Genomic DNA, 18,868 nt, shown 5'->3' with positions numbered 1-18,868 from the left:
ATATTCAATTGTTTTATTTAAAATATCAAAATATGTTTTGTTTTGTAGAATGGTGCTTGTTGTGTACTACGTTACAACAAGCCTTATCCTTTGTAAACAGCGATTTTATGCGCTTTTTTAATAATATCCCTATTTCCCTATTTCCCTATTTCCACTTATAGATATAGGGATATTTCCCTTTTTCTAAATATCCCTATTTCCCTATTTTTGTTGTTTTCCTACCTCGTTTCTGTTCTACTAAATTTCCTGTATCTTTCTCAAATCTCCCTAACTTGCAAACAAACAAAACCTTTTTAAATCAACGTTTATGTTATTAATTACTAACTCTATGATTCTATTGCATAACCAAAACATCATTGTTATAATTTCTTTAAAGATATAGAAATATCCCTATTTCTATAGTTAGAAATATCCCTATTTCCCTATTTCTATTTTTCCCTATTTCTATAAAGGGATATAGGGAAATTTTAAAAAATATAACTGGAGTGGTAAAAATGGCTATTACAATTACGGTAGGGAATTACAAAGGTGGAGTCGGTAAAACCACAAATGCTGTATTGAACTCTTATGAATTTGCTAAAAAAGGCAAGCGTACATTACTTGTTGACCTTGATCCACAAAGTAACGCAACAAAGTCTTTAATGTTAACAAAATCAATCCTTAATCCTGATGAGATTGTTACTGTTGAAAAAACATTAATGAAAGGAATACAAGAGGGGAACCTGGACGGCTTAGAAGTAGAAATTATGGAGAACTTACATTTACTTCCTTCTTACGTTGATTTTCAAGACTTCGCAAAATTCCTTTATAAAAATTGTTCTTCGGAAGCTGAAGAAGATCATTACTTTAAAGGATTGCTAGAAAAAATAAAACATAAATATGACTACATATTTATCGATGTTCCTCCAATGTCACTAGAAGTTACGAAGAACGCAGTTGTAGCTTCTGATTATGTTCTCATTGCTCTACAAACACAAGAACGTTCTCTTACTGGTGCAGAGAACTACGTTAATGAACTTATCAAGTTAAAGGAACTATATGATCTTGATATTGAAGTAGTTGGTGTTCTTCCTGTCCTACTAAAAAACAACGGTAAGGTTGACGAATATATCATGGAAAATGCTCGTGAAATTTTTGGGGAAGAAAACCTATTTAAAAACATCGTCCCTCAAATGGAACGTATTAAAAGATTTGATGTGAATGGTATTACTGAAAAAGATAGACATGATATGAATGTAATTGAATTATACGAAAAGATTAGTGATGAATTGTTATCTCGTATTGATATGTTTGAAGAAATGAAGGTTGGTGTGTAATATGGCAAAAACTCCTGGTTTATTAGGTAGACAGAAAAGTAACTTTGAGCCTACTGAGCCTTATGTACCGGAACAAGGACAAGCTACGGTGGAAAATAAAGAGGTATCGGCTACAATTACTCCTTCTCAACCTAAGACAGAAGAAAAACCAACTAGTCGAAAAGAGAAAAGAATCGAGAAAACTGAACCGAAAAAGAAATTTAAAAATCAGCAAGGCAGTATTAAAATTTCTAATCAATCAAAAGAAGATCTTGAAGTATTAATGAAACTTACAAACACAAAATTCAATTATGAAATCATCGATTTACTTATAGATCGTTATGTAGAAAACGAGCTAACACCTGAGCAGAAAAGGAAATTCAAGCTCTTAACAGAGCTTTAAAAAATATAGAAATATCCCTATTTAGAAATAGGGATATTTCTATATTTCCACCTTCCCTCTATCATAACACGCAAAATAGTTTTAACAGTTTAAGATAAAAAAACTAAATAGGAGTGGTACCTTGGGAAAATAAAGGTAAATCTTTTGTAGTAACTGTGACACCTATTACCGAAAGCTCAGATTTAACTATTCAAAACGATCAAACTAACACGGAAAAGGAAATACAGACACCAGAGAAACCAGATCAACGTTTAATTCCATCTAAAACAGCTAAAATTTCACCTGCTGTTTTGCTAAAGCTCAATACCCTTAAACCATTTATACAAGAACAAGAAGGCATGGATAAAACATCAATTAACAATATTATTGATATGCTTGTTGAACACTATGTAGATACCAACCTACAAAATCGACATTCTAAAGGATATAAAGATATGTACAAGCGTCTTTATGAGATGTTAGATAATGAATAAAAAAGAAGTGTCCTTGATTCTTATGGACGAAGACGGATATAAGAGAGTAACTAATTAAAGTAAGGAATAACGTATATGAAAATTAAAGTATTACTAGCAAGCCTAATCGGACTGATACTCGTAGGGTGTCTATCATCTAAGGATACTATAGAAGACGGGTTCACACATCAATTAGACTTTGAAAATAAGTTAAAAGAGTACTCAAATGGTACAATTGAAATTAAAGATTCAAGTATAGAGTATCGTGATAAGGAAAACGACAGTGTTTATTCTGCAAACTGGAATGGCTTCACAATTTATTCAAAGATGGGTAAGAGCGATTGGTTATCAAACTCATACTCTGTTACTACTGAGAAACTAGTATTTGATGATAAGACAGCAAATGAACAATATCGAACACTTATGGAAAGTATTATTCGTATAGCAGACCCAAATCTATCTACCGAAGAGGTAAATAAGTTAATCAACTCAGGGGTAGACTTAAATGAGGTAAAAGATGGTAGGGGTTTCTACTATCAACTAAAGATAGGTCAAGACCCAGTAAACAACATTGACTTTACAATTGTACCTAAAGGCGGTTGGTAATTAAATAACGCATATAAAGAGATAAGACCCTTAATTGTGGTCTTATTTTTTTGTCTTCTTTTAACCAATAGCACTTTGAAAAAAACACGCTAAGCAAAAAATACAATGAGCTGCCCATATGGACAGCTCATTTACATAATTATCGTTATTGGAAGTTGTAATGTGGTCTCTTGTTTTAAACGGTTAACTAACTTTAAATTTTTTCCATTTTGACGACATGTTCAACGCCGCGAAAAAATAAGTTTATTTTCTGTTCCTGAAAGTAACCTTTTTATATTTTCTCTATGCTTGAAAATAACTATAAACGTCATTAGGAAAGCAAATATATAAAAGTATATGGTATTCCCGAAAACTGGAACAAATGAGATGGCTGCAAAAAGCATTGTAGCGCATATTGTGCCTAAAGAAACATAACGGGTAAAAACTACTATCATCACAAAAAAACAAATGCATAAAATGGCCATAACCCAGTTGATCATAAACATCACAGCTACTCCCGTAAGTGCTCCTTTGCCTCCTTTAAAACCAAAATATATCGGCCAGTTATGCCCTATAATCACTCCTGCGCCTGCCGCTAAAAGGCTTACGCAATCTTTAGCCTCTCCTGAATAAAAGTAAACGCTAAGGAACAATCCTATAAAACAGGCAATTATTCCTTTGAATATATCTCCAGCAAGAACAAATACTGCAGCAGATTTACCAAGTACCCTCAGGGTATTGGTAAGCCCGGCGCTTTTGCTTCCATGGTTTCTTATGTCCTTTCCGTATATTTTCCCTACAATCACCGCTGTATTAAGGCTGCCTAAAAAGTAGCCCAAAGCTAAGGCTGAAAAAATTTTAAAAATATCAATCATCACTCTTCTCCCTTTAAATTATTCTAATTTTCTTTTATTTCATTTTATCAGAATGTAGCATGTAGCAAACTATGAATATCGTATACATGCTTGGTTAACATAACGCATTATTATCGGTAGAAAGGAACAGGGGAAACCCCACTCTCACAAGGGAACCTTCTTTTTTTGTTCTATGGATCTATGCATTTTTTTATACATTCCTATCCTGGCGTGGGTTTTAGGATTCTCATTTGTTACTGGATTAGCCGAAAAACTGTATAAAATCTTGCATGCTCACTTAATCGTTCTTCCATCGCTAATATACCCTAATTCAATTCTTGCGCCATAACGCTGTATTATTGTTGGAGCTGTTGTTAGATATGGAATGGGATTATATCCGTTTCTTTGGATTCCTCTGTCTCCGCATTTGGATTGGCAATTTCTAATCGTTGTGCAATCATCTTCGCTGCCTTTTCTAGCTTCATAGCGTCATGCTTGCTGAGTTCAATTAACTTTTCAATCACCATAGCATCATGCTCTGTGTATTGGCGTCTACCACGATTATCCTTCTTTACAGCGAATCCCTCGCGCAGCAATACTTCCATGTACTTTCGAAGGATGCTATCACTTATTCCTATTCGTTTGTATACTTCACTAGCGGAATAAACAATTTCGTCCGTCATAGCGTCACACATCTCCTTGTGACAGTATTCCATGATGACTAGGAAATTCTTGCAAATAAAAAAAAGACCTGTACAGGCCTTTTCAACTCAGCTATATACCTTCTTTTTCTCTTTTCTCTAACTGATAAGTTAAAGCTACATTGAACAAGAATGTTATAAATGCAATTATACTTAATGTAATAAAGATATAACCCATGATTGATATATTATTATAATCAATCGCCAAATATAATAATAAGCCTATACAAAAGAAAGATGCTAAATTATCAGAAATGACTTTTTTCACTTTAGTTTCCTCCATACGTTTGTATACTTCCATTTTTTACTATAATAATATTTTATATCGCTTTAGCGATTTCAACAAGCACTTTCATAAACAACGGCATCATTTGAACTACGATATGACCGTTCCTGGCTACCAACCATTATAAACATCCCTCCGCATAGCGCCACAACGGATGCTATTGTACTAATGGTTCAGAAACTCCTGCAAAGAAAAAAGCCCCTATTAGTGCTTAGTCACATCATAGATATTACCTGTTTTTCAATTAAATAAGAATTCACTTTTCCACTCAGGGTCTTTTCTATCCTCTTTATTATAATCAAGAAGACACTCTTTCATTATTTTTGTATCTCCCGGTAACCTTTTTTCTAACTTTGACCATCCGTTAAAGATCATCTTGTTTGGCAAAGGAAACACAAATCCTGTTATACAATCCCAAAAAGCATCCCAATTTCCCCCATAAAAATCAGGAAACTCAAGTTTTTCTTTAAGGAGTAAATGCAATTCTTTTACAGAATAAATGTTGCTTACATCTATGACTATAATTGATTCATGTTCATTACTCAATTTATACACCCCATTAAAATATTGAGCTTATATTTTATCTTTCCTCGAGAAGCATTCTTTCTTTTTTTCGTTTTTCATAGCGTAATTTTACATAATTCATTGCCACACAGTATAAAAATGATACAAACACTAATATAACTGACGCAAAATAAAAATAGTCCATAAATTTTAGGTTATTATAATTAACAAATAGAAATGCAGGTACCAGAATAAGTATCAGGGCTATATAATTCTCAGAAAATACTTTTTTAAAAGCGTGAATCACTCGCCGCACCCCCCTTTTATTATCTTATTATGCAGTTTTTTATATTTTTTATATTTTTTATATTTTTTATATTGCTTTAGCAATTTCAACAAGTAATCGCATAAACAATGGAATCATTTGAACAACTATATAGCCGATCCCTGACCTTGAAATTAAACTGAATTCACGTTCCTGGCTACCTACCATAATGAACAAGCCCCCGCATAACGCTACAACGGATGATAATATATTCCTGCAAATAAAAAAGCCCCTTATAGGGACTTTTATTATATTTTTACAGCAAGACTATCCATGAAATTGCTAATTGAAGAAGCTTGAAAGATACGTAAATTAGAAGATCTAATATCATATTGCTTATCAGTAATAATAAGAATGGAAGGAAAGAATTTAGATCCTTTTGGCTGCCACGATTCGTTATGCCATTCCTGACTGTGGAAATATAACTCATACCGGTTCATCTTATCTTGCATAACTTTTTTACTGTAAATGGACTTCTGAACCTCGATAAAGAATGGAGACCTGCGCCAGATTGTAAATGCATCAGGTTCCATATAGTCCTTGCCATACTTTGGCTCAACTTTAAATAGTTTTGGTTTTTCATACTGAATGAGTTGCTTGTATACGTCCACAATGCCGAGAAAGTGGGGAATCTTTTGGCTAGTTTTCCGAAGTGTGCTAGGTTGAGGAAAATAAATGTATGGTTGCTGCGAAATATTTGCATCCACATGGCCATCTCTTCTTAATCGTTTCATTACCGTATTACAGCAAGTAACTGCATTCTTTAATCCTTGAAAATGCAAATCTATAATATCATCACGGGACATGCATCTAAAACGTTTCAAATCATTCAAAATGGTTTTATCTCTACTCATCATAATTCTAACACCCCGAATAATTGATTCTCTTCTTGTGGAGGATTCTGAAGCGTCATATTCTCTTTCGGAGCGCGATAAGGTTCAACAATTTGTTTCGCTTTGCTTAATTCTAAATAAGGAGCTTGCACTTTCTTTAATCCATTTAACTTTAATATTATTTGTCCAGATTGCTCCAAGTGTTCTGAACCAGGTGTACCCATGATATTACTGTTAATCGTACTATCACATTTAAATCCCATTCTTACCGTCATATTCAGTTTTAATTTACCGTCTAACACCTTCGCATCTGGTCTCTGCATACTGAGCATCAGAAAGACTCCAAGCGCCCTACCGACTGCTGATATCTTTTCAACTGTAGACATACATTCTTTTTCGCCTTGCAACATTGCCACTTCATCTATAGCGAGTAATAAATATGGTTTCTGATTGTTAGGATTCACTTTGTTGTATTCATCAATATGGTCCACTTCATACTCTTCCATCAGCTTTCTACGTTCGCGTATTTCCTTCCACACTTTCTGAAGCATTATTTTCATTTCGATTTCTTCCATACAAACCTCTTTTACATGCTTAACCCTTCTCAAGAAATGAAATTCAGAGTTTTTCAAGTCACCAAGGTACAAATGTAATTTATCAGGGGACATATGTTGAATGAGTGTAGATAGGACAACGCGCACCATACTACTTTTACCACTCCCCGTTTCGCCTGCTATTAATAAATGTGGTGTATTTGCTTCAACCATATCGTACACAATCATATTGCCGAACTGGTCCCGACCAACCACAACAGGAAGACGATGTTGTTTTAGTAACGGCTGCCATTTCTTATAACTGTAATTGTATGTTTGTAGTCCTGCATCCGAATGAAATACATTGAGGACAAACTTTTTAATATCACCTTCAATTGCTACGTTCCGTCCTAATATTTGTTGAAAGCAAAACCATTTCTTTTCGATGGTCTTCGGATCCAAACCATTTGGAATGGTGAATATATATCGAACCTTTTCTTTCGAGGGAGAAATGTCATGTATCTTCGGATAAATTGGTACTTTTCCACCTCTTGTTTGATGGTCCACATATAAACCTGCTTTTCCAAATACCTCTATAAGTTGATTCTTTAAATTTTGCTTATGAAGCCATTCTTTGATGATTCCCATGCGGCACCTCCTAAAACATGATTAAGATTTTGATAAACACATACCCAATGAAACAAACTCCACCTATCCTCATTCCGTGATACATTCCATTACTTAAAAGTTTAGCTGCTGCAACGTGATCATTTTTTACAAGATGTTTTTCTAATATCGCTCCTCCGATTGTTGTTACTCCCAAAGCTCCTAATGAAATAAATGTAGTTAACATATAAAACTCCCCTTTATAAACAGAATTTGAAATCCTGATGATACATAGGTTTATCGGCTTAAAACCTTGATAGTGTTACTTTGATAGCTAACTTGATAGCTACTTTGATAGTACAAATACTAGTTACCTTGATAGCCATTAAGCTATTTACTTTGGTATCTACTTTGATAACAAGTTTGATAGCTACTTTGGTAGCGACCTTGATAAAGCATATTGTTGATGGCTTGGACAATATTCACCATTTTTAGGGATTTATTTTTAGGGGTTTATTTTTAGTGAAACTAGGACATTACTGAAGACAACAGATAACTGAAGGAGTGAATATTGTGTGGGGTCTCGGAAAAAAACGCACAAAATTTGGGAAGTATTTAGATAAACATGGAATAGAACAAGAATGGTTGATAAGGAAATCAGGTCTCGGAAGGAATACAGTAGGAGATTTAGCTAATAATCCTGACAGATCACCAACAAGGAAAACTATGCAAAAGATATTAAAGGTTCTCCGTGAATTAGATCCAAGAATTAAAGCTGATGATTTTTGGGATATGTAAAACAATAGTGTAATTTTACAAAAAGGAGCTGTTTATATGGGTATGGAGCGAAAGTCTGTTGAATATTTCATAGAAATAATGAACGAACGCATTCAATTCTTAACAGATAACATTAATGATTTCGAAAAGGAAATAGAAGCTGCTGATGGCTATGCAAAAGGTCATTTTAAAGGATATAATGCAGCTCGCCGAAGCGAAATTGAATTTATCCAACGACGAATAGAATTTTTAAATAAGATATTAGAGGAGAATAATAACTCAGAAAAAGCAGTTTAAAAAGAACAAACGTTCGTGTATAATAGACATAAATTACACGAATCGAGGGATTATCATGGATAATCAAAGTTGGGGAACACCGAAGATTAAAGGGCGCGGCATGGTGAAATGGCAGCCTTTTGCGAGTATGCCGGAACAGTTTGTAGGTATCCGAGAAATCATTAATGAAAAAACGAAAGTGCCACGTCCTATCGTTACTCAAGACGCCCAGGAACGAATTCAAAGTCGGTTACTGACTTCGTTACTAGCCGAAGAGGAGATAATGATTACGTATTATGAAAACGGATATGTGCTAACAAGTTACATGACGGTTGTTGATATCGATCCTTTAGAAAAGAAAGTTATTTTCACGGATGCTTTTCGTCATAAGAATACGTTTAAGTTTCTCAATATTATTGATGTGGAATAGGTGGTATGATCACATTAAATAAAATTTTATACTCGCTTTACACTCATTTAATATTTTGATGTTAAAATTTTATAAAATGTATCAGATTAACGTAAAAAGGGGTCCTGCAAATGATGCAAACACAGTCGAACTTATATGAATTATTTTTGAATAGCCTGCAAGCATTATCGTGGTATAACGTAGAGGTGAAACAAGGTAAGCATGTGTATGAATTTAACATCTACAGGGAAGATGACACCATTTCAGTTTTTTACGTAGATCAATCCGGTAAAAATCAGACGATAGTTAGCACGGAAGAAATGCTCAATATGTTGGTTTTCGAAGAGGATAAGAAACCTTATAGAGATTTCGTAGGGAATGCAGAGTGGATATTGTTGGATGGTATGGATACGCAACGGGGGATGACGAGAGATGAGGAAGCGGCGTTTTTATATCTGAAGGCGAATGTGTGGGACAAACTCTCCTCAGTGTTAGCAGCATAACGTAATAAAATCTATGTCCATTGATTTCTGAAGAAAAAATATTAATTTCATATTATCATCACGGAATGGTGTACAACATGTACATAAATGTATTACATATCGAACCGATGACAAGAACTGTATATTGTACAGATGCTTTTGGATTAAATACTGAATTTAAGTTTGATGAATTGGTGAATATAAACTAAAAAAAAGCCGCCCAACAGGACGGCTTTTATTTTTATTTCACGTATACATACGATTACCTGGTCCATTCCCATCACCTGCATGCCAAGCATTTCTATTAAACGGAATTAATTGAATAGCTTCTTTGTCATCTACAGCGATATGGAACGAAGTGCCTGTACTATTATTAGCAACGTTATTACGTTCGTTTAATGCTGTAGCGTCATTATAAGTATTGTGGAAGGTAATTTCCGTTGGGTCCATTGCATTCGGACATAAAACTGAATAACGACTTTCTGGTACTAACATTTTTTTGATTTCCATTACTGAACATCTCCTTTTAGTGTAAGTTATTTTTTTCTAATACATCTTTCTGTTGTAACCCTTTGTTGCTCAAATAGTTGTTCTTCCATGCCATATACAGAGTGAAAGTACCTGTAATTACAGCCACTAAATCATTTGTGATTTTGTCATCAATCGTTTTGTATCCCACAAGATTTAAGACACTATTAATCACAGCAATTACTAATACGACATAGCGACTAATTGAAGCTGTATCTAGATTCTTCATACTCTCACCTCCTTCAAATAAAAAAAGTGACCGTATATACGATCACTTCCCTGCAAATTTAAAAAGAGCCATTATCCCACCGGTGATAATAGCCCCAACAACTGTAGTTCCAATCCAAAAAACTAATTTGTCTAATCTATCCACACGCATATGAGCGCTTTTTGCTGACTGTTGTGCTTCAATTGCTACTTCTTTAACATTGCCTAGTGTATCAAGCTTTGTTTCTACCCTGGTCAACCCTACAAGAAGTTCTTTCATATCATCATGTTTTAATTCAGCCATCTTTTCACTCCTTTTCTAAAAATAAAAAGAGCAGCCGAAGCCACTCTTTTGTTTTAAAAGCCGTATTTTATTCAAAATAATTTTATTATTATTTATTTTCACCGAAATGTTTTATTATACCGTATTCTTTGTTATCGTTTTAAGTAGAAAGTAGGTATATATAATGGAAGATATAATTGGTTTATCCTTAATTTTCTTTTTCTTCCTTCTAATAGTCTTCATTGCATGTTTTGTAATACAAGTATTCATGAAGATTTTTGGCAGAAAGAAACAACCTAATAAATTTATTGAAAAGGAATTAAAAAATCATTCCTCAACACAAGAAACCGGTAATCATAACGCCCCAGGAACAAATGCTAATGATGCTGAAGCAAGCTGGATGAATGCCGTGATGACAACAGCCTTTATTACAGCATCTATGAAAAGTGCTCAGGATCATTCAGAAAGTAATGACCATGGTTCTGATTCATCAAATGATAATGACTAATTTTGAAGTTCAGATTCGTAAATTTAACTAAGAGTATTGATTTAATAGACACTAGGAATGGCATCTATTAAATCAGCTTCTCTTTACATTGGAATATAACTTACAAACACCACTGCATTTTCTTTATATTCAATACACTCCCCTTGATTATCGTCATAGAATCCGCGAATATAAATTCTATCTCCCTTTTCACAAAAAATTAACTTATTGATATTAAGAGATAGCCTGTCATTCGGGATACTGTAGTAGTTTGAACTTCGTTCTGATCCGTTAGGAGTGAAACCTGTTTTCCCTATATCAAAAACTAATCTGCAAAATGCTGAGGGTGATCCAGCTGTTTTAATATCGAAATGAGCATTTAAATTCACACTATAAAAACCGCGCTTTTTCACTTCAAAGGTCGAGATACTCGAACCTATTAAAAATTCAATCTTGAAAGATGTTGATGAAGTATATTTCATCCATTGTTTTAGTGGCCATTGCTTAAATTTGGAGATTCTGTACAGAAAGCTGGGGCATCACTTCATAAACAAGCAGTAATGGCTGATGGACTAATTAATAGTGTCTCAACGCATGTTGCAGAAGCCCAACAAGCATTCCCAACACTACATACAGATATAATGTCTGGATTAGATGCTGCCAATAACATTATGGACTCTGCTAATAAGATTTCAGGCTATAAAATAGATACGTCTAATATAGCTAAAAATGTTGGGAACATGGATGGTTTATCAACTCGTCTCAAAGATTTTGGTGTACCACCTGAAAAAATGCAAGAGTTTTTGGAAGAACAGAGGCGTACGAATGAACTTGGATCCATGTCACTTGATTTCATGCCAGTTATTGGGCAAATCAAACAAGGGCTACAACTCATTAACGGCAAAGAATATTTCACTGATAGAGAGTATGACAAAAATGACTATGTATGGGGAACCGTTTCTACTGTTTTTGGTGGGGCTCCTAAAGTTATTGGACGTGTATTCGGTAAATATGGTGAGTTAGAACAAAAAGCGAAGGAATTAGGAAAAGTATCAAAGGTAACGGAAGAGATTGGTTGGAGCATGCCAAGAGGCGGCGGAGTCATTGATGGGCGTAAGTATTCTGAACATGCGCTTGAAAGAATGGCACCTGATACAATTCAGGTTCGGGCAGAACTTACGAAGCGTGCACGTGAGAGAGCTGAAAGAAAAGGATATCCATTCGGTTCAAAAGAGTATGTCAATGAATTAAAAGGAGTTGACCCAAGGGGCATGACTCCAAATATAGTTGAAGATATTATAAAAACTGGTACTCGTAAACCAGGAGACAATCCTGGTACTTGGAAATATGTTAGAGAAGATGGCTACGTAGTAATAAATGACAAAGGTTATGTGGTCACAGTTGTTCCTGCAACGACAAAAGATTAAAATGAATAGTATAGTTAAAAAATTCTAATACAAAAAAGGTTGAGGAACATTGGATATAAAATATGATAAATACGAGTTATTAGAAATATTCGAGGATGAACCAGAAGATTATTATATTTCAGGTGCAGGCGTATATAAATATAGCAAAACAGATAGTTTAGGTTTTAGACTGTTAATGTATATGTCAGTTTATGAAAATACTGTTGAATTAAACCTGTTATTAAAAGAGAAAAGTATTTTTGATACGAATATAGTATCTGTAGAAAGAGTCTATACCCGTGAGGACACTCTTTACATTCAATGTTCAGGAGAAAATAAAATTATCCAAATTAAATTCAAACCATATTTTACAGTTACAATAAATGAATTTTAAAAACTTGAAATATAAAAAAGCACCCATGTGGGTGTCTTTTCTACTTCTTAAAATGACTTAAACAAGTTTAGAAAGCGTTAATAGAAGGGATTTAGTCATGAATGAATGAATTAATAAAAAAAGCAATACAATATTTTTATGTAAATGGAGCCGTAAATGAATATCTACTTAGGTGTGAAAATAAAATTGCATTACCTAAAGAATTAACTGTATTTATTCATAATGCACATATTCAAACAACACCTTACTACAATGATGATATTTGGCCAGCGGAAAAATATATATTCAAATTTGAATCTTATATAAAAGATAATTTACAAGTAAAATACAGCAGTACTTTATTGGTTTCAAAGTTGGCACCCGTATTTTACTTACAACATGAATTTTCAGTTGACTGTCCTGACGATACGTCACTCATGTCCACTTTAGACGGATATGACACACAGCCCTATACGATTCAACAATTGGAGTTCGAACAACAAGTCATTCAATCTTTAACATCGAAAAATTATACACAACTATCCTATGCAGAAGTAAATGAGGTTGTAATGAATCTCAAATTCCCAGAAGGGGTAACGATTTTTGGCCCTCAGGTGACTATAAAATATGCTATGTTTCATGATGTACTTGATCTATGTCCAGAATAATATACATTTCATAATATAGTAGACATATTAATTTTATACTATCGCACTTACAGGAGGATTACATTTGGAGTATAAATCCAAATATGAATTTTTAAAACTTACGACCCTCACGAAGAAATAAAAACACAGGGAAAATCATTTTCTCTGTGTTTTTATTTCTTAATAATAGGGGTACAGCCGCATGCCCATCAACTTAATAATTTTCACTACCCCAAGTGTCAAAAAACGTTATTCTTTCTAAAAAGCTAGCTAGAAAGGGTGACGTTTTTTATGAATCTTTTGATTCAAGATGGGGTTCAGCCGAGATACATGTAATTTTGGGTCATATTCTGTATTTTATTTCCATTATCCGATTATCGTGTAACAAAAAGGTATTTTAATAATAATGTTACGGATTATTTTTGATACAGTATTTTGTTACAGCTAGTTCAACGGTTAGGATATTTCATATTTTCAAATACAAAACGTAACAAAAACGAACGTTTATGTTACAAATATCACCGAAAAATAACATTTGGTAAAAAATGTATTTATATAACCTAGTTTTACACGTATCTCGGCTGAACCCCAAAGAGAATGTAAACTAATAGATAGAAGTTTACTTTCAATTTTCATCAAAAAAAATAAAAGATGATTTCACATTTATCATCTTTTATCCTTAAAAATAACAAAAAATTATTTTATTTCATCTAACTTATTCATTTTTCTAAGTAACTTAGTTTTTGTTATATCTCTAGAAATAATAAATAAAACTAAGTTAACCAAAATTAAAATTACATCTATACAAATAACCCAAAAATCACTTTTTATAAAAGAATTAGTCAAAACCAATATTAATAAGCTAATTCCTGAAATTAATCTTACTTTGTTTTGTTCTATTTTCAACATAAAACCATCTCCTTTTAACAATATTATACTATTCTTAATCTTATTAATGTGTATATTAAATTATATATATCTAATAAAAAAGCGAAAGTAAACTTTTGAATATTTGTTTACTTTGGATATATTGATTTTCATATGAAAATTTTAAGAAATAAATTTAGCAAACCATGCTATATAATATGCACCTGGAACTAATATAACCTGAGCAACTAATGTACCTAATAATCTCGAAATTAATATCATAAATGTAAAATTCTTAAGTTCCCAATATCTACGATTGTCTTGTACAACTTTATCAGTTAAAAAAGACAATTTAGGATCAATAAGAAGTGTTAATAGAATCGTAGCTACTCCAGTAATAATATTGGATGAAGACATCGCTGCTTTATCATAATCAGGAATTAATAAAGTTGCATACAACGCAGACATAACACCTACAGTAAATACGGCAGAAACAATTGTATTAATAATAAATAATTTAATTGATATATTTTTAAAATTTACCCCTTCTAGATTATTTTTATTTACTAAAACAAAATAGTTCTTCATTCTTTTCAAATTGGTGCTATTTATTAATTTAAACATGTTTAAAAACGAACCATCTTTTGATAAAGGTACAAGCGCTTTAGAAAAAACATTCATAAAAAACGGTACTAATAACCCTCCAAGTATTACTCCCATAGTAGAACCTAATAACAAAAATCTAAATTGTTTAATTAATAATTCTAATCCACCATTTTTCGCTGCACTATCCACCAAAGAAGCAGTAAATGGTTGTTGAAACATATTAGAAAATCGAGCAATTAAAGACATAATATTATATATAGCAAAAGCCGATGCAACTAAAGCTAATTTCGCTCCAACAAGTCGAACTCCATATCCTAAAACTTCTATAGAAGTCATAACCATTAAAAATAAAAAGATACAAATTACCTTAAAAGTAATAAACTCCATAATCATACCCCTTAAGTTTCTATAAATACACAACTCAATAATTATATTACAAATATTCAATATTTTCCTTATAATAACAAATCACTTTCTGTTTTATCAGCACAAAACAGAAAGTGATTTGAAATTTTAAGGTATGTTATGAAAGTAAACTTTTAGATATTAGTTTACTTTCAATACACTTGTTAACTAAATTTTTTTTAGCAAAATAAATTGATTTTTTCTATCCCTCGTGAATTTCTTTAATACTTTTTCCTTCTAAAAACGCATGTCCCGTTTTAATTTTTTCTACTGTTTCAAATCCATACTTTTCATACACTTTTTCTACTTTTTCGTTAATTGGGATCACCCAAAGATTATCTAGTCCTCTATTCATTACTTCACTTTGAATAAAGTGAATAAGTTCACCTATTAACCCTTTACCTCTAAACTTTTCAATTGTAGCTACACTTTCCATTCGGGCTTGTTTTTCATGTTCAAAAATACAAGCGATGGAACATGCTACTCCATTGTATCTAAGTAGATAGTGAGTGAATGCTGGATGTTCGAATTCATCTTGAAAAGCTTTTTTTCTAACTTCGCCCCCTAACTCTTTTATACTACATTCAATATCTAAAGCTTCTTCAAAATTTAACTCAGATACTTTTTCAATAGTAACTTTTTCATTTTTATCTTTTTTAGTTAATTTCTTGTTCCATAATTGGACTGGACTTATTAATTCTTCAAATCCAAAATTCTTTATTTGTAATTCAGAAATCAATTTTTCTTGCATATCTAAGTTGTATATATAAAATCTAGGTACTATATTTTTAGTTTTATAGAAATGCACTACTTCATCTACTATCATTTGTGGATTTAAACTTACTACACTTACATGTGCATGATTTGCATCATAATAATATGGATTACTTTCATTACAAAATATAGACCCCCATGATTTCTCTATTCGGCTAGTAAAGGTTTCAAGATATGCAAAATCAAGCTCAAGAACATTTTTTAAACTAGTCATACGATATTCCCTCTTCTCTATTTATTTCTTCAATATCTTCTTTACTTTATTATACATTTAAATATTTTAATTTTCAGTTTTTAATTAAAATATTTCCAAGAAAAAATGAAAGTAAACTTTTCAATAAAGGTTTACTTTCATTTATCACTCAAAAAAGGCAAAAAGACAGCAATAAATCAGCTGTCTTTTTTAAAAAAATCTATAAACATTCTATTTTTTAGGCATCCATGTATGTCCGCAATTCATGCAACCATTAACAATATTTTTTCTACCAACAAGTCCGCTGATTATTGTTGCAGGGAATCCTAAAATTACAGAAATTATGATAATACCTTGAGATATTTCATAATATTCATTAGGTAAAAGAGCTGAGAATAATATAAGCGCAAATAGGAAAAATAGAAAGGAAAACACCCTCCTAAAGTTATAACCACGTCTATTACCGACTATTTGATTGGCTTTACATTTCCTACAAACAACCCGCCTAGTTACCTTTTCTTTTTGTACTGTCATGTCCAATCATCCTTTTTAATTATAAATTTCAATAAACTAATTATAGAATATATAAACTACAATAAGATACAAATATTATCAAAATAAGAAATAGAATCCTAAAAACCAGTTTCTTTTTCTTATTTTCCAATATAAACTTTTGAATATTAGTTTACATTCATTACCCCTTAAACATTGGCTTCTCAGTAATTCCCCTGATATCCTCAAAATACACAACAAAAGTATACATTCAAAACGCTGTAAATAAAAAGATAAAATACATATAAAAAGAACTGGTAAATCCATCAATTCTTTTTTAAAATATATAATATTGATATAGGAGGATTATGACAAATATAACAAAACAATTGAAGACACTAAGGGTCGAAAAGAGATTATTGAATATTATCATAGTTGCTCTCGCTTTAAAGAAGTAAATTTAAAATAGAAGTATTTCTAATAAGGTCACTATACCCTTATAGAAAAATAGTAAAAACCAGCTATATTGTGAGTATTTTGCATAATATAGCTGGTTTTTTTATTTCTTTAAAAATGGATGGCTGGTTTTTTTTGTATACTCAAAAAGGAAAGGGCTGCTCATAAGTCGGTTTCACTTTTTAAACCATGAGGACTTTTTCAGTGCCTCCTCTTCCTTGTCGGAAGTCGCCCCTTTTTTAAAACACAACAATTGACGTATTTTATCAAGAATCTACAGTTGTTTTTAATATTTCAAATTTCCCTTGTTTATCCACGGTAAACATGACATTATTATTACGACTGTCCGTTCCTCCTATGGTTGTTTCATTAGGGCTGGAATACATGGTCAGAACAGCTATCTTATAAATGCCCTCTGTTAGCACGTGGCTCTTTTCGAAATCATCCATAATACTTTGAGCATTGGGAACAGTTTCACTATTTTTGTAGGTATTGTAATAGTAATTAAAATTGATAACTCCTATATAATTAGCATGATCTATAGGTTTACTATCTTTTAACATTTTCATTATGTTGTCAGTGTTTATTTTTTGATCGCGCTTGAAATTTTCAATTAATTCCTTTTCTTGTTGTCTATCTATATGTATATCTAAATAGTAATAGAAATTTGGTTTCTTTTTATCATAGGAGAATTCACTTAATAAGTTATACTTTTTTATCATCTTATCGGATTGTTTCAAAACATCACGATGTTGTTCAACATAAGCTCCTTTGAATATTTCTAGAAAAACATCATCGCTTCCATTTTTAACTATTTCATGTGATTCTTTGTCTACAATTAAATAAGCAAGAGTGCGGTATGGTTTTTTTATTTCCACGTAAGTCTCTTGATCAGAAGCTCCAAACCCACTATCAGCAGAAAGAATTTTAAAATCCCCATTCTTTATCCCGTAGTTTTCGGACAAATAATCTCCTATTGGTTTTTCTAATAGTTTTGTGTCTATAGAGCAACCACTTAATAGGAAAAGTGATATGCTCAGTAATAAGATAAAAACAGTTACTTTTGGTTTCCTCATTCAAGTTCTCCCTTTTCTATTATATACTTCATACAATCATAGTTGGGGTTTTTGCCCATCCCTTATTTAAATCACCCTATGTTCATTTTTCATTCTTACCCTTCCTTAAACTACATTTTACCATTTTTAAAGATGAAAAAGGGACTCTCTTGTGAGAAGTCGTTCCTTATTTAAAACACAATAATCGTTGTATTAGGGGTCAACATACATCGCCATCAACTTAAGAATTTTCACTACCCCTAAGTACAAAAAAACGTTATTTTTTCTTATTCCCTCTTTTCGGGAGATGGACATGTATGTTGAGGACTACTAGGCCTCAACATACCATTTCGGGTTCTGGTGCAGAAATAAAGTAAAAGAGAATAAAGGGTTCTAGTGCAAAAAATATAACACTTATGCAATGAATCTGTAAATCTTGGACATACTGATACTATTACTCTACAAAAGGGTGTGTGATCAGTATGAAAAAGGAAACTTTGTTTAAATGGAAGCACTATCAGCCAGATATTATTCTATTAACTGTACGTTGGTACCTACGGTACAATCTTAGTTTTCGTGATTTGGTAGAAATGATGGAGGAAAGAGGACTATCCTTGGCTCATACAACGATTATGCGGTGGGTCCATCAATATGGGCCGGAGTTAGATAAGCAAATTCGACGTCATCTCAAACAAACGAATGACTCCTGGAGAGTAGATGAAACGTACATAAAAGTAAAAGGACAATGGATGTACCTATATCGTGCCG

Annotated in this window: 26 protein-coding genes and 3 pseudogenes; 14 read left to right on the top strand and 15 right to left on the bottom strand. The window is 32.4% G+C overall.

The window, feature by feature from the left end; all coding sequences use genetic code 11:
* The first annotated feature begins 494 nt into the window (after window positions 1-494).
* The 4 genes from ACFVQC_RS26490 (at window position 495) to ACFVQC_RS26475 (ending at window position 2,756) form a co-directional block, all read left to right on the top strand.
* The gene (locus ACFVQC_RS26490) at window positions 495-1,316 is read left to right on the top strand and encodes a ParA family protein (RefSeq protein ID WP_215559607.1); all 822 of its coding nucleotides are present in this window, start codon (window positions 495-497) and stop codon (window positions 1,314-1,316) included.
* A gap of 1 nt (window position 1,317) precedes the next feature.
* Window positions 1,318-1,698, top strand: a complete 381-nt coding sequence (locus ACFVQC_RS26485; RefSeq protein ID WP_377899716.1) for a hypothetical protein — start codon at window positions 1,318-1,320, stop codon at window positions 1,696-1,698.
* Between the two features lie 164 nt (window positions 1,699-1,862).
* On the top strand, window positions 1,863-2,171 hold the full coding sequence (locus tag ACFVQC_RS26480) for a hypothetical protein (RefSeq protein ID WP_377899787.1): 309 nt from the start codon (window positions 1,863-1,865) through the stop codon (window positions 2,169-2,171).
* A 75-nt stretch (window positions 2,172-2,246) separates the two neighbouring features.
* Window positions 2,247-2,756 carry a hypothetical protein gene (locus ACFVQC_RS26475; RefSeq protein WP_377899715.1) on the top strand — a complete coding sequence of 170 codons (510 nt, stop codon included), beginning with the start codon at window positions 2,247-2,249 and terminating at the stop codon, window positions 2,754-2,756.
* 221 nt (window positions 2,757-2,977) lie between these two features.
* Here the strand turns inward: ACFVQC_RS26475 and plsY are convergent, their stop codons facing one another.
* From plsY to ACFVQC_RS26440, 7 genes and pseudogenes are all read right to left on the bottom strand, one after another.
* Window positions 2,978-3,610, bottom strand: a complete 633-nt coding sequence (gene plsY / locus ACFVQC_RS26470) for a glycerol-3-phosphate 1-O-acyltransferase PlsY (protein ID WP_377899714.1) — start codon at window positions 3,608-3,610, stop codon at window positions 2,978-2,980.
* A 308-nt stretch (window positions 3,611-3,918) separates the two neighbouring features.
* A pseudogene (locus tag ACFVQC_RS26465) lies at window positions 3,919-4,272 on the bottom strand (MerR family transcriptional regulator); the annotation flags it as partial.
* Between the two features lie 91 nt (window positions 4,273-4,363).
* Window positions 4,364-4,558, bottom strand: coding sequence for a hypothetical protein (locus tag ACFVQC_RS26460; RefSeq protein ID WP_377899713.1), 195 nt, complete (start codon window positions 4,556-4,558; stop codon window positions 4,364-4,366).
* A gap of 258 nt (window positions 4,559-4,816) precedes the next feature.
* Window positions 4,817-5,122, bottom strand: coding sequence for a barstar family protein (locus ACFVQC_RS26455; protein WP_377899712.1), 306 nt, complete (start codon window positions 5,120-5,122; stop codon window positions 4,817-4,819).
* Between the two features lie 531 nt (window positions 5,123-5,653).
* Window positions 5,654-6,262 (bottom strand): replication-relaxation family protein, encoded by a 609-nt coding sequence (locus ACFVQC_RS26450; RefSeq protein ID WP_377899711.1) that lies wholly within the window; start codon window positions 6,260-6,262, stop codon window positions 5,654-5,656.
* Window positions 6,259-7,419: an FtsK/SpoIIIE domain-containing protein gene (locus ACFVQC_RS26445; protein WP_377899709.1), complete on the bottom strand. Its 1,161-nt coding sequence runs from the start codon at window positions 7,417-7,419 to the stop codon at window positions 6,259-6,261. The genes ACFVQC_RS26450 and ACFVQC_RS26445 overlap by 4 nt, the downstream gene beginning before the upstream one ends.
* A 10-nt stretch (window positions 7,420-7,429) precedes the next feature.
* Window positions 7,430-7,624: a hypothetical protein gene (locus tag ACFVQC_RS26440; RefSeq protein WP_377899707.1), complete on the bottom strand. Its 195-nt coding sequence runs from the start codon at window positions 7,622-7,624 to the stop codon at window positions 7,430-7,432.
* Window positions 7,625-7,950: 326 nt separating this feature from the next.
* Here ACFVQC_RS26440 and ACFVQC_RS26435 point away from each other — a divergent pair, with 326 nt between their 5' ends.
* The 5 genes and pseudogenes from ACFVQC_RS26435 to ACFVQC_RS26415 form a co-directional block, all read left to right on the top strand.
* Window positions 7,951-8,175 (top strand): helix-turn-helix domain-containing protein, encoded by a 225-nt coding sequence (locus ACFVQC_RS26435; protein WP_000264499.1) that lies wholly within the window; start codon window positions 7,951-7,953, stop codon window positions 8,173-8,175.
* A 36-nt stretch (window positions 8,176-8,211) separates the two neighbouring features.
* Entirely contained in the window at window positions 8,212-8,451 is a 240-nt protein-coding gene (locus ACFVQC_RS26430; RefSeq protein ID WP_377899706.1) for a hypothetical protein, read from the top strand.
* A 55-nt stretch (window positions 8,452-8,506) separates the two neighbouring features.
* The gene (locus ACFVQC_RS26425) at window positions 8,507-8,860 is read left to right on the top strand and encodes a YolD-like family protein (RefSeq protein ID WP_377899705.1); all 354 of its coding nucleotides are present in this window, start codon (window positions 8,507-8,509) and stop codon (window positions 8,858-8,860) included.
* A 110-nt stretch (window positions 8,861-8,970) separates the two neighbouring features.
* A complete protein-coding gene (locus tag ACFVQC_RS26420; RefSeq protein WP_377899704.1) occupies window positions 8,971-9,342 on the top strand; it encodes a hypothetical protein in 372 nt (123 codons plus the stop codon).
* A 29-nt stretch (window positions 9,343-9,371) separates the two neighbouring features.
* A pseudogene (locus ACFVQC_RS26415) lies at window positions 9,372-9,530 on the top strand (YolD-like family protein); the annotation flags it as partial.
* Window positions 9,531-9,579: 49 nt separating this feature from the next.
* On the opposite strand, the pseudogene ACFVQC_RS26410 reads toward ACFVQC_RS26415, so the two are convergent.
* The 3 genes and pseudogenes from ACFVQC_RS26410 to ACFVQC_RS26400 all read right to left on the bottom strand — a co-directional run.
* Window positions 9,580-9,831: pseudogene (locus ACFVQC_RS26410) on the bottom strand (peptidoglycan recognition protein family protein); the annotation flags it as partial.
* A 16-nt stretch (window positions 9,832-9,847) separates the two neighbouring features.
* Complete coding sequence (locus ACFVQC_RS26405) at window positions 9,848-10,078, bottom strand: phage holin (RefSeq protein WP_377899703.1); 231 nt, start codon at window positions 10,076-10,078, stop codon at window positions 9,848-9,850.
* Between the two features lie 42 nt (window positions 10,079-10,120).
* Window positions 10,121-10,360 carry a hemolysin XhlA family protein gene (locus ACFVQC_RS26400; RefSeq protein WP_064056995.1) on the bottom strand — a complete coding sequence of 80 codons (240 nt, stop codon included), beginning with the start codon at window positions 10,358-10,360 and terminating at the stop codon, window positions 10,121-10,123.
* A 163-nt stretch (window positions 10,361-10,523) separates the two neighbouring features.
* Between ACFVQC_RS26400 and ACFVQC_RS26395 the strand changes: the two genes are divergently transcribed.
* From ACFVQC_RS26395 to ACFVQC_RS26380, 4 genes are all read left to right on the top strand, one after another.
* The gene (locus ACFVQC_RS26395) at window positions 10,524-10,847 is read left to right on the top strand and encodes a hypothetical protein (protein WP_377899702.1); all 324 of its coding nucleotides are present in this window, start codon (window positions 10,524-10,526) and stop codon (window positions 10,845-10,847) included.
* Between the two features lie 479 nt (window positions 10,848-11,326).
* Complete coding sequence (locus ACFVQC_RS26390; RefSeq protein ID WP_377899701.1) at window positions 11,327-12,253, top strand: hypothetical protein; 927 nt, start codon at window positions 11,327-11,329, stop codon at window positions 12,251-12,253.
* A 49-nt stretch (window positions 12,254-12,302) separates the two neighbouring features.
* Window positions 12,303-12,626, top strand: coding sequence for a hypothetical protein (locus ACFVQC_RS26385; protein WP_377899700.1), 324 nt, complete (start codon window positions 12,303-12,305; stop codon window positions 12,624-12,626).
* A 101-nt stretch (window positions 12,627-12,727) separates the two neighbouring features.
* Window positions 12,728-13,273: a hypothetical protein gene (locus ACFVQC_RS26380; protein WP_377899699.1), complete on the top strand. Its 546-nt coding sequence runs from the start codon at window positions 12,728-12,730 to the stop codon at window positions 13,271-13,273.
* 675 nt (window positions 13,274-13,948) lie between these two features.
* Here the strand turns inward: ACFVQC_RS26380 and ACFVQC_RS26375 are convergent.
* From ACFVQC_RS26375 to ACFVQC_RS26355, 5 genes are all read right to left on the bottom strand, one after another.
* Window positions 13,949-14,161, bottom strand: coding sequence for a hypothetical protein (locus tag ACFVQC_RS26375; RefSeq protein WP_060752062.1), 213 nt, complete (start codon window positions 14,159-14,161; stop codon window positions 13,949-13,951).
* Window positions 14,162-14,302: 141 nt separating this feature from the next.
* A complete protein-coding gene (locus tag ACFVQC_RS26370) occupies window positions 14,303-15,112 on the bottom strand; it encodes a lipid II flippase family protein (protein ID WP_377899698.1) in 810 nt (269 codons plus the stop codon).
* Between the two features lie 220 nt (window positions 15,113-15,332).
* Window positions 15,333-16,118 carry a GNAT family N-acetyltransferase gene (locus ACFVQC_RS26365; protein WP_377899697.1) on the bottom strand — a complete coding sequence of 262 codons (786 nt, stop codon included), beginning with the start codon at window positions 16,116-16,118 and terminating at the stop codon, window positions 15,333-15,335.
* A gap of 210 nt (window positions 16,119-16,328) precedes the next feature.
* Complete coding sequence (locus ACFVQC_RS26360; protein WP_377899696.1) at window positions 16,329-16,631, bottom strand: hypothetical protein; 303 nt, start codon at window positions 16,629-16,631, stop codon at window positions 16,329-16,331.
* A 680-nt stretch (window positions 16,632-17,311) separates the two neighbouring features.
* Entirely contained in the window at window positions 17,312-18,121 is an 810-nt protein-coding gene (locus ACFVQC_RS26355; RefSeq protein ID WP_377899694.1) for a hypothetical protein, read from the bottom strand.
* A 461-nt stretch (window positions 18,122-18,582) separates the two neighbouring features.
* Here ACFVQC_RS26355 and ACFVQC_RS26350 point away from each other — a divergent pair.
* Window positions 18,583-18,868, top strand: a 286-nt coding sequence (locus tag ACFVQC_RS26350; protein WP_377899693.1) for an IS6 family transposase, incomplete at its 3' end; no start/stop codon positions are given.

It is taken from the genome of Bacillus sp. NPDC057893 (assembly GCF_042796455.1).
Taxonomy (GTDB): domain Bacteria; phylum Bacillota; class Bacilli; order Bacillales; family Bacillaceae_G; genus Bacillus_A.
The sequence above is the reverse complement of the archived record's forward strand: the minus strand, read 5'-3'. Positions and strand labels throughout refer to the sequence as shown.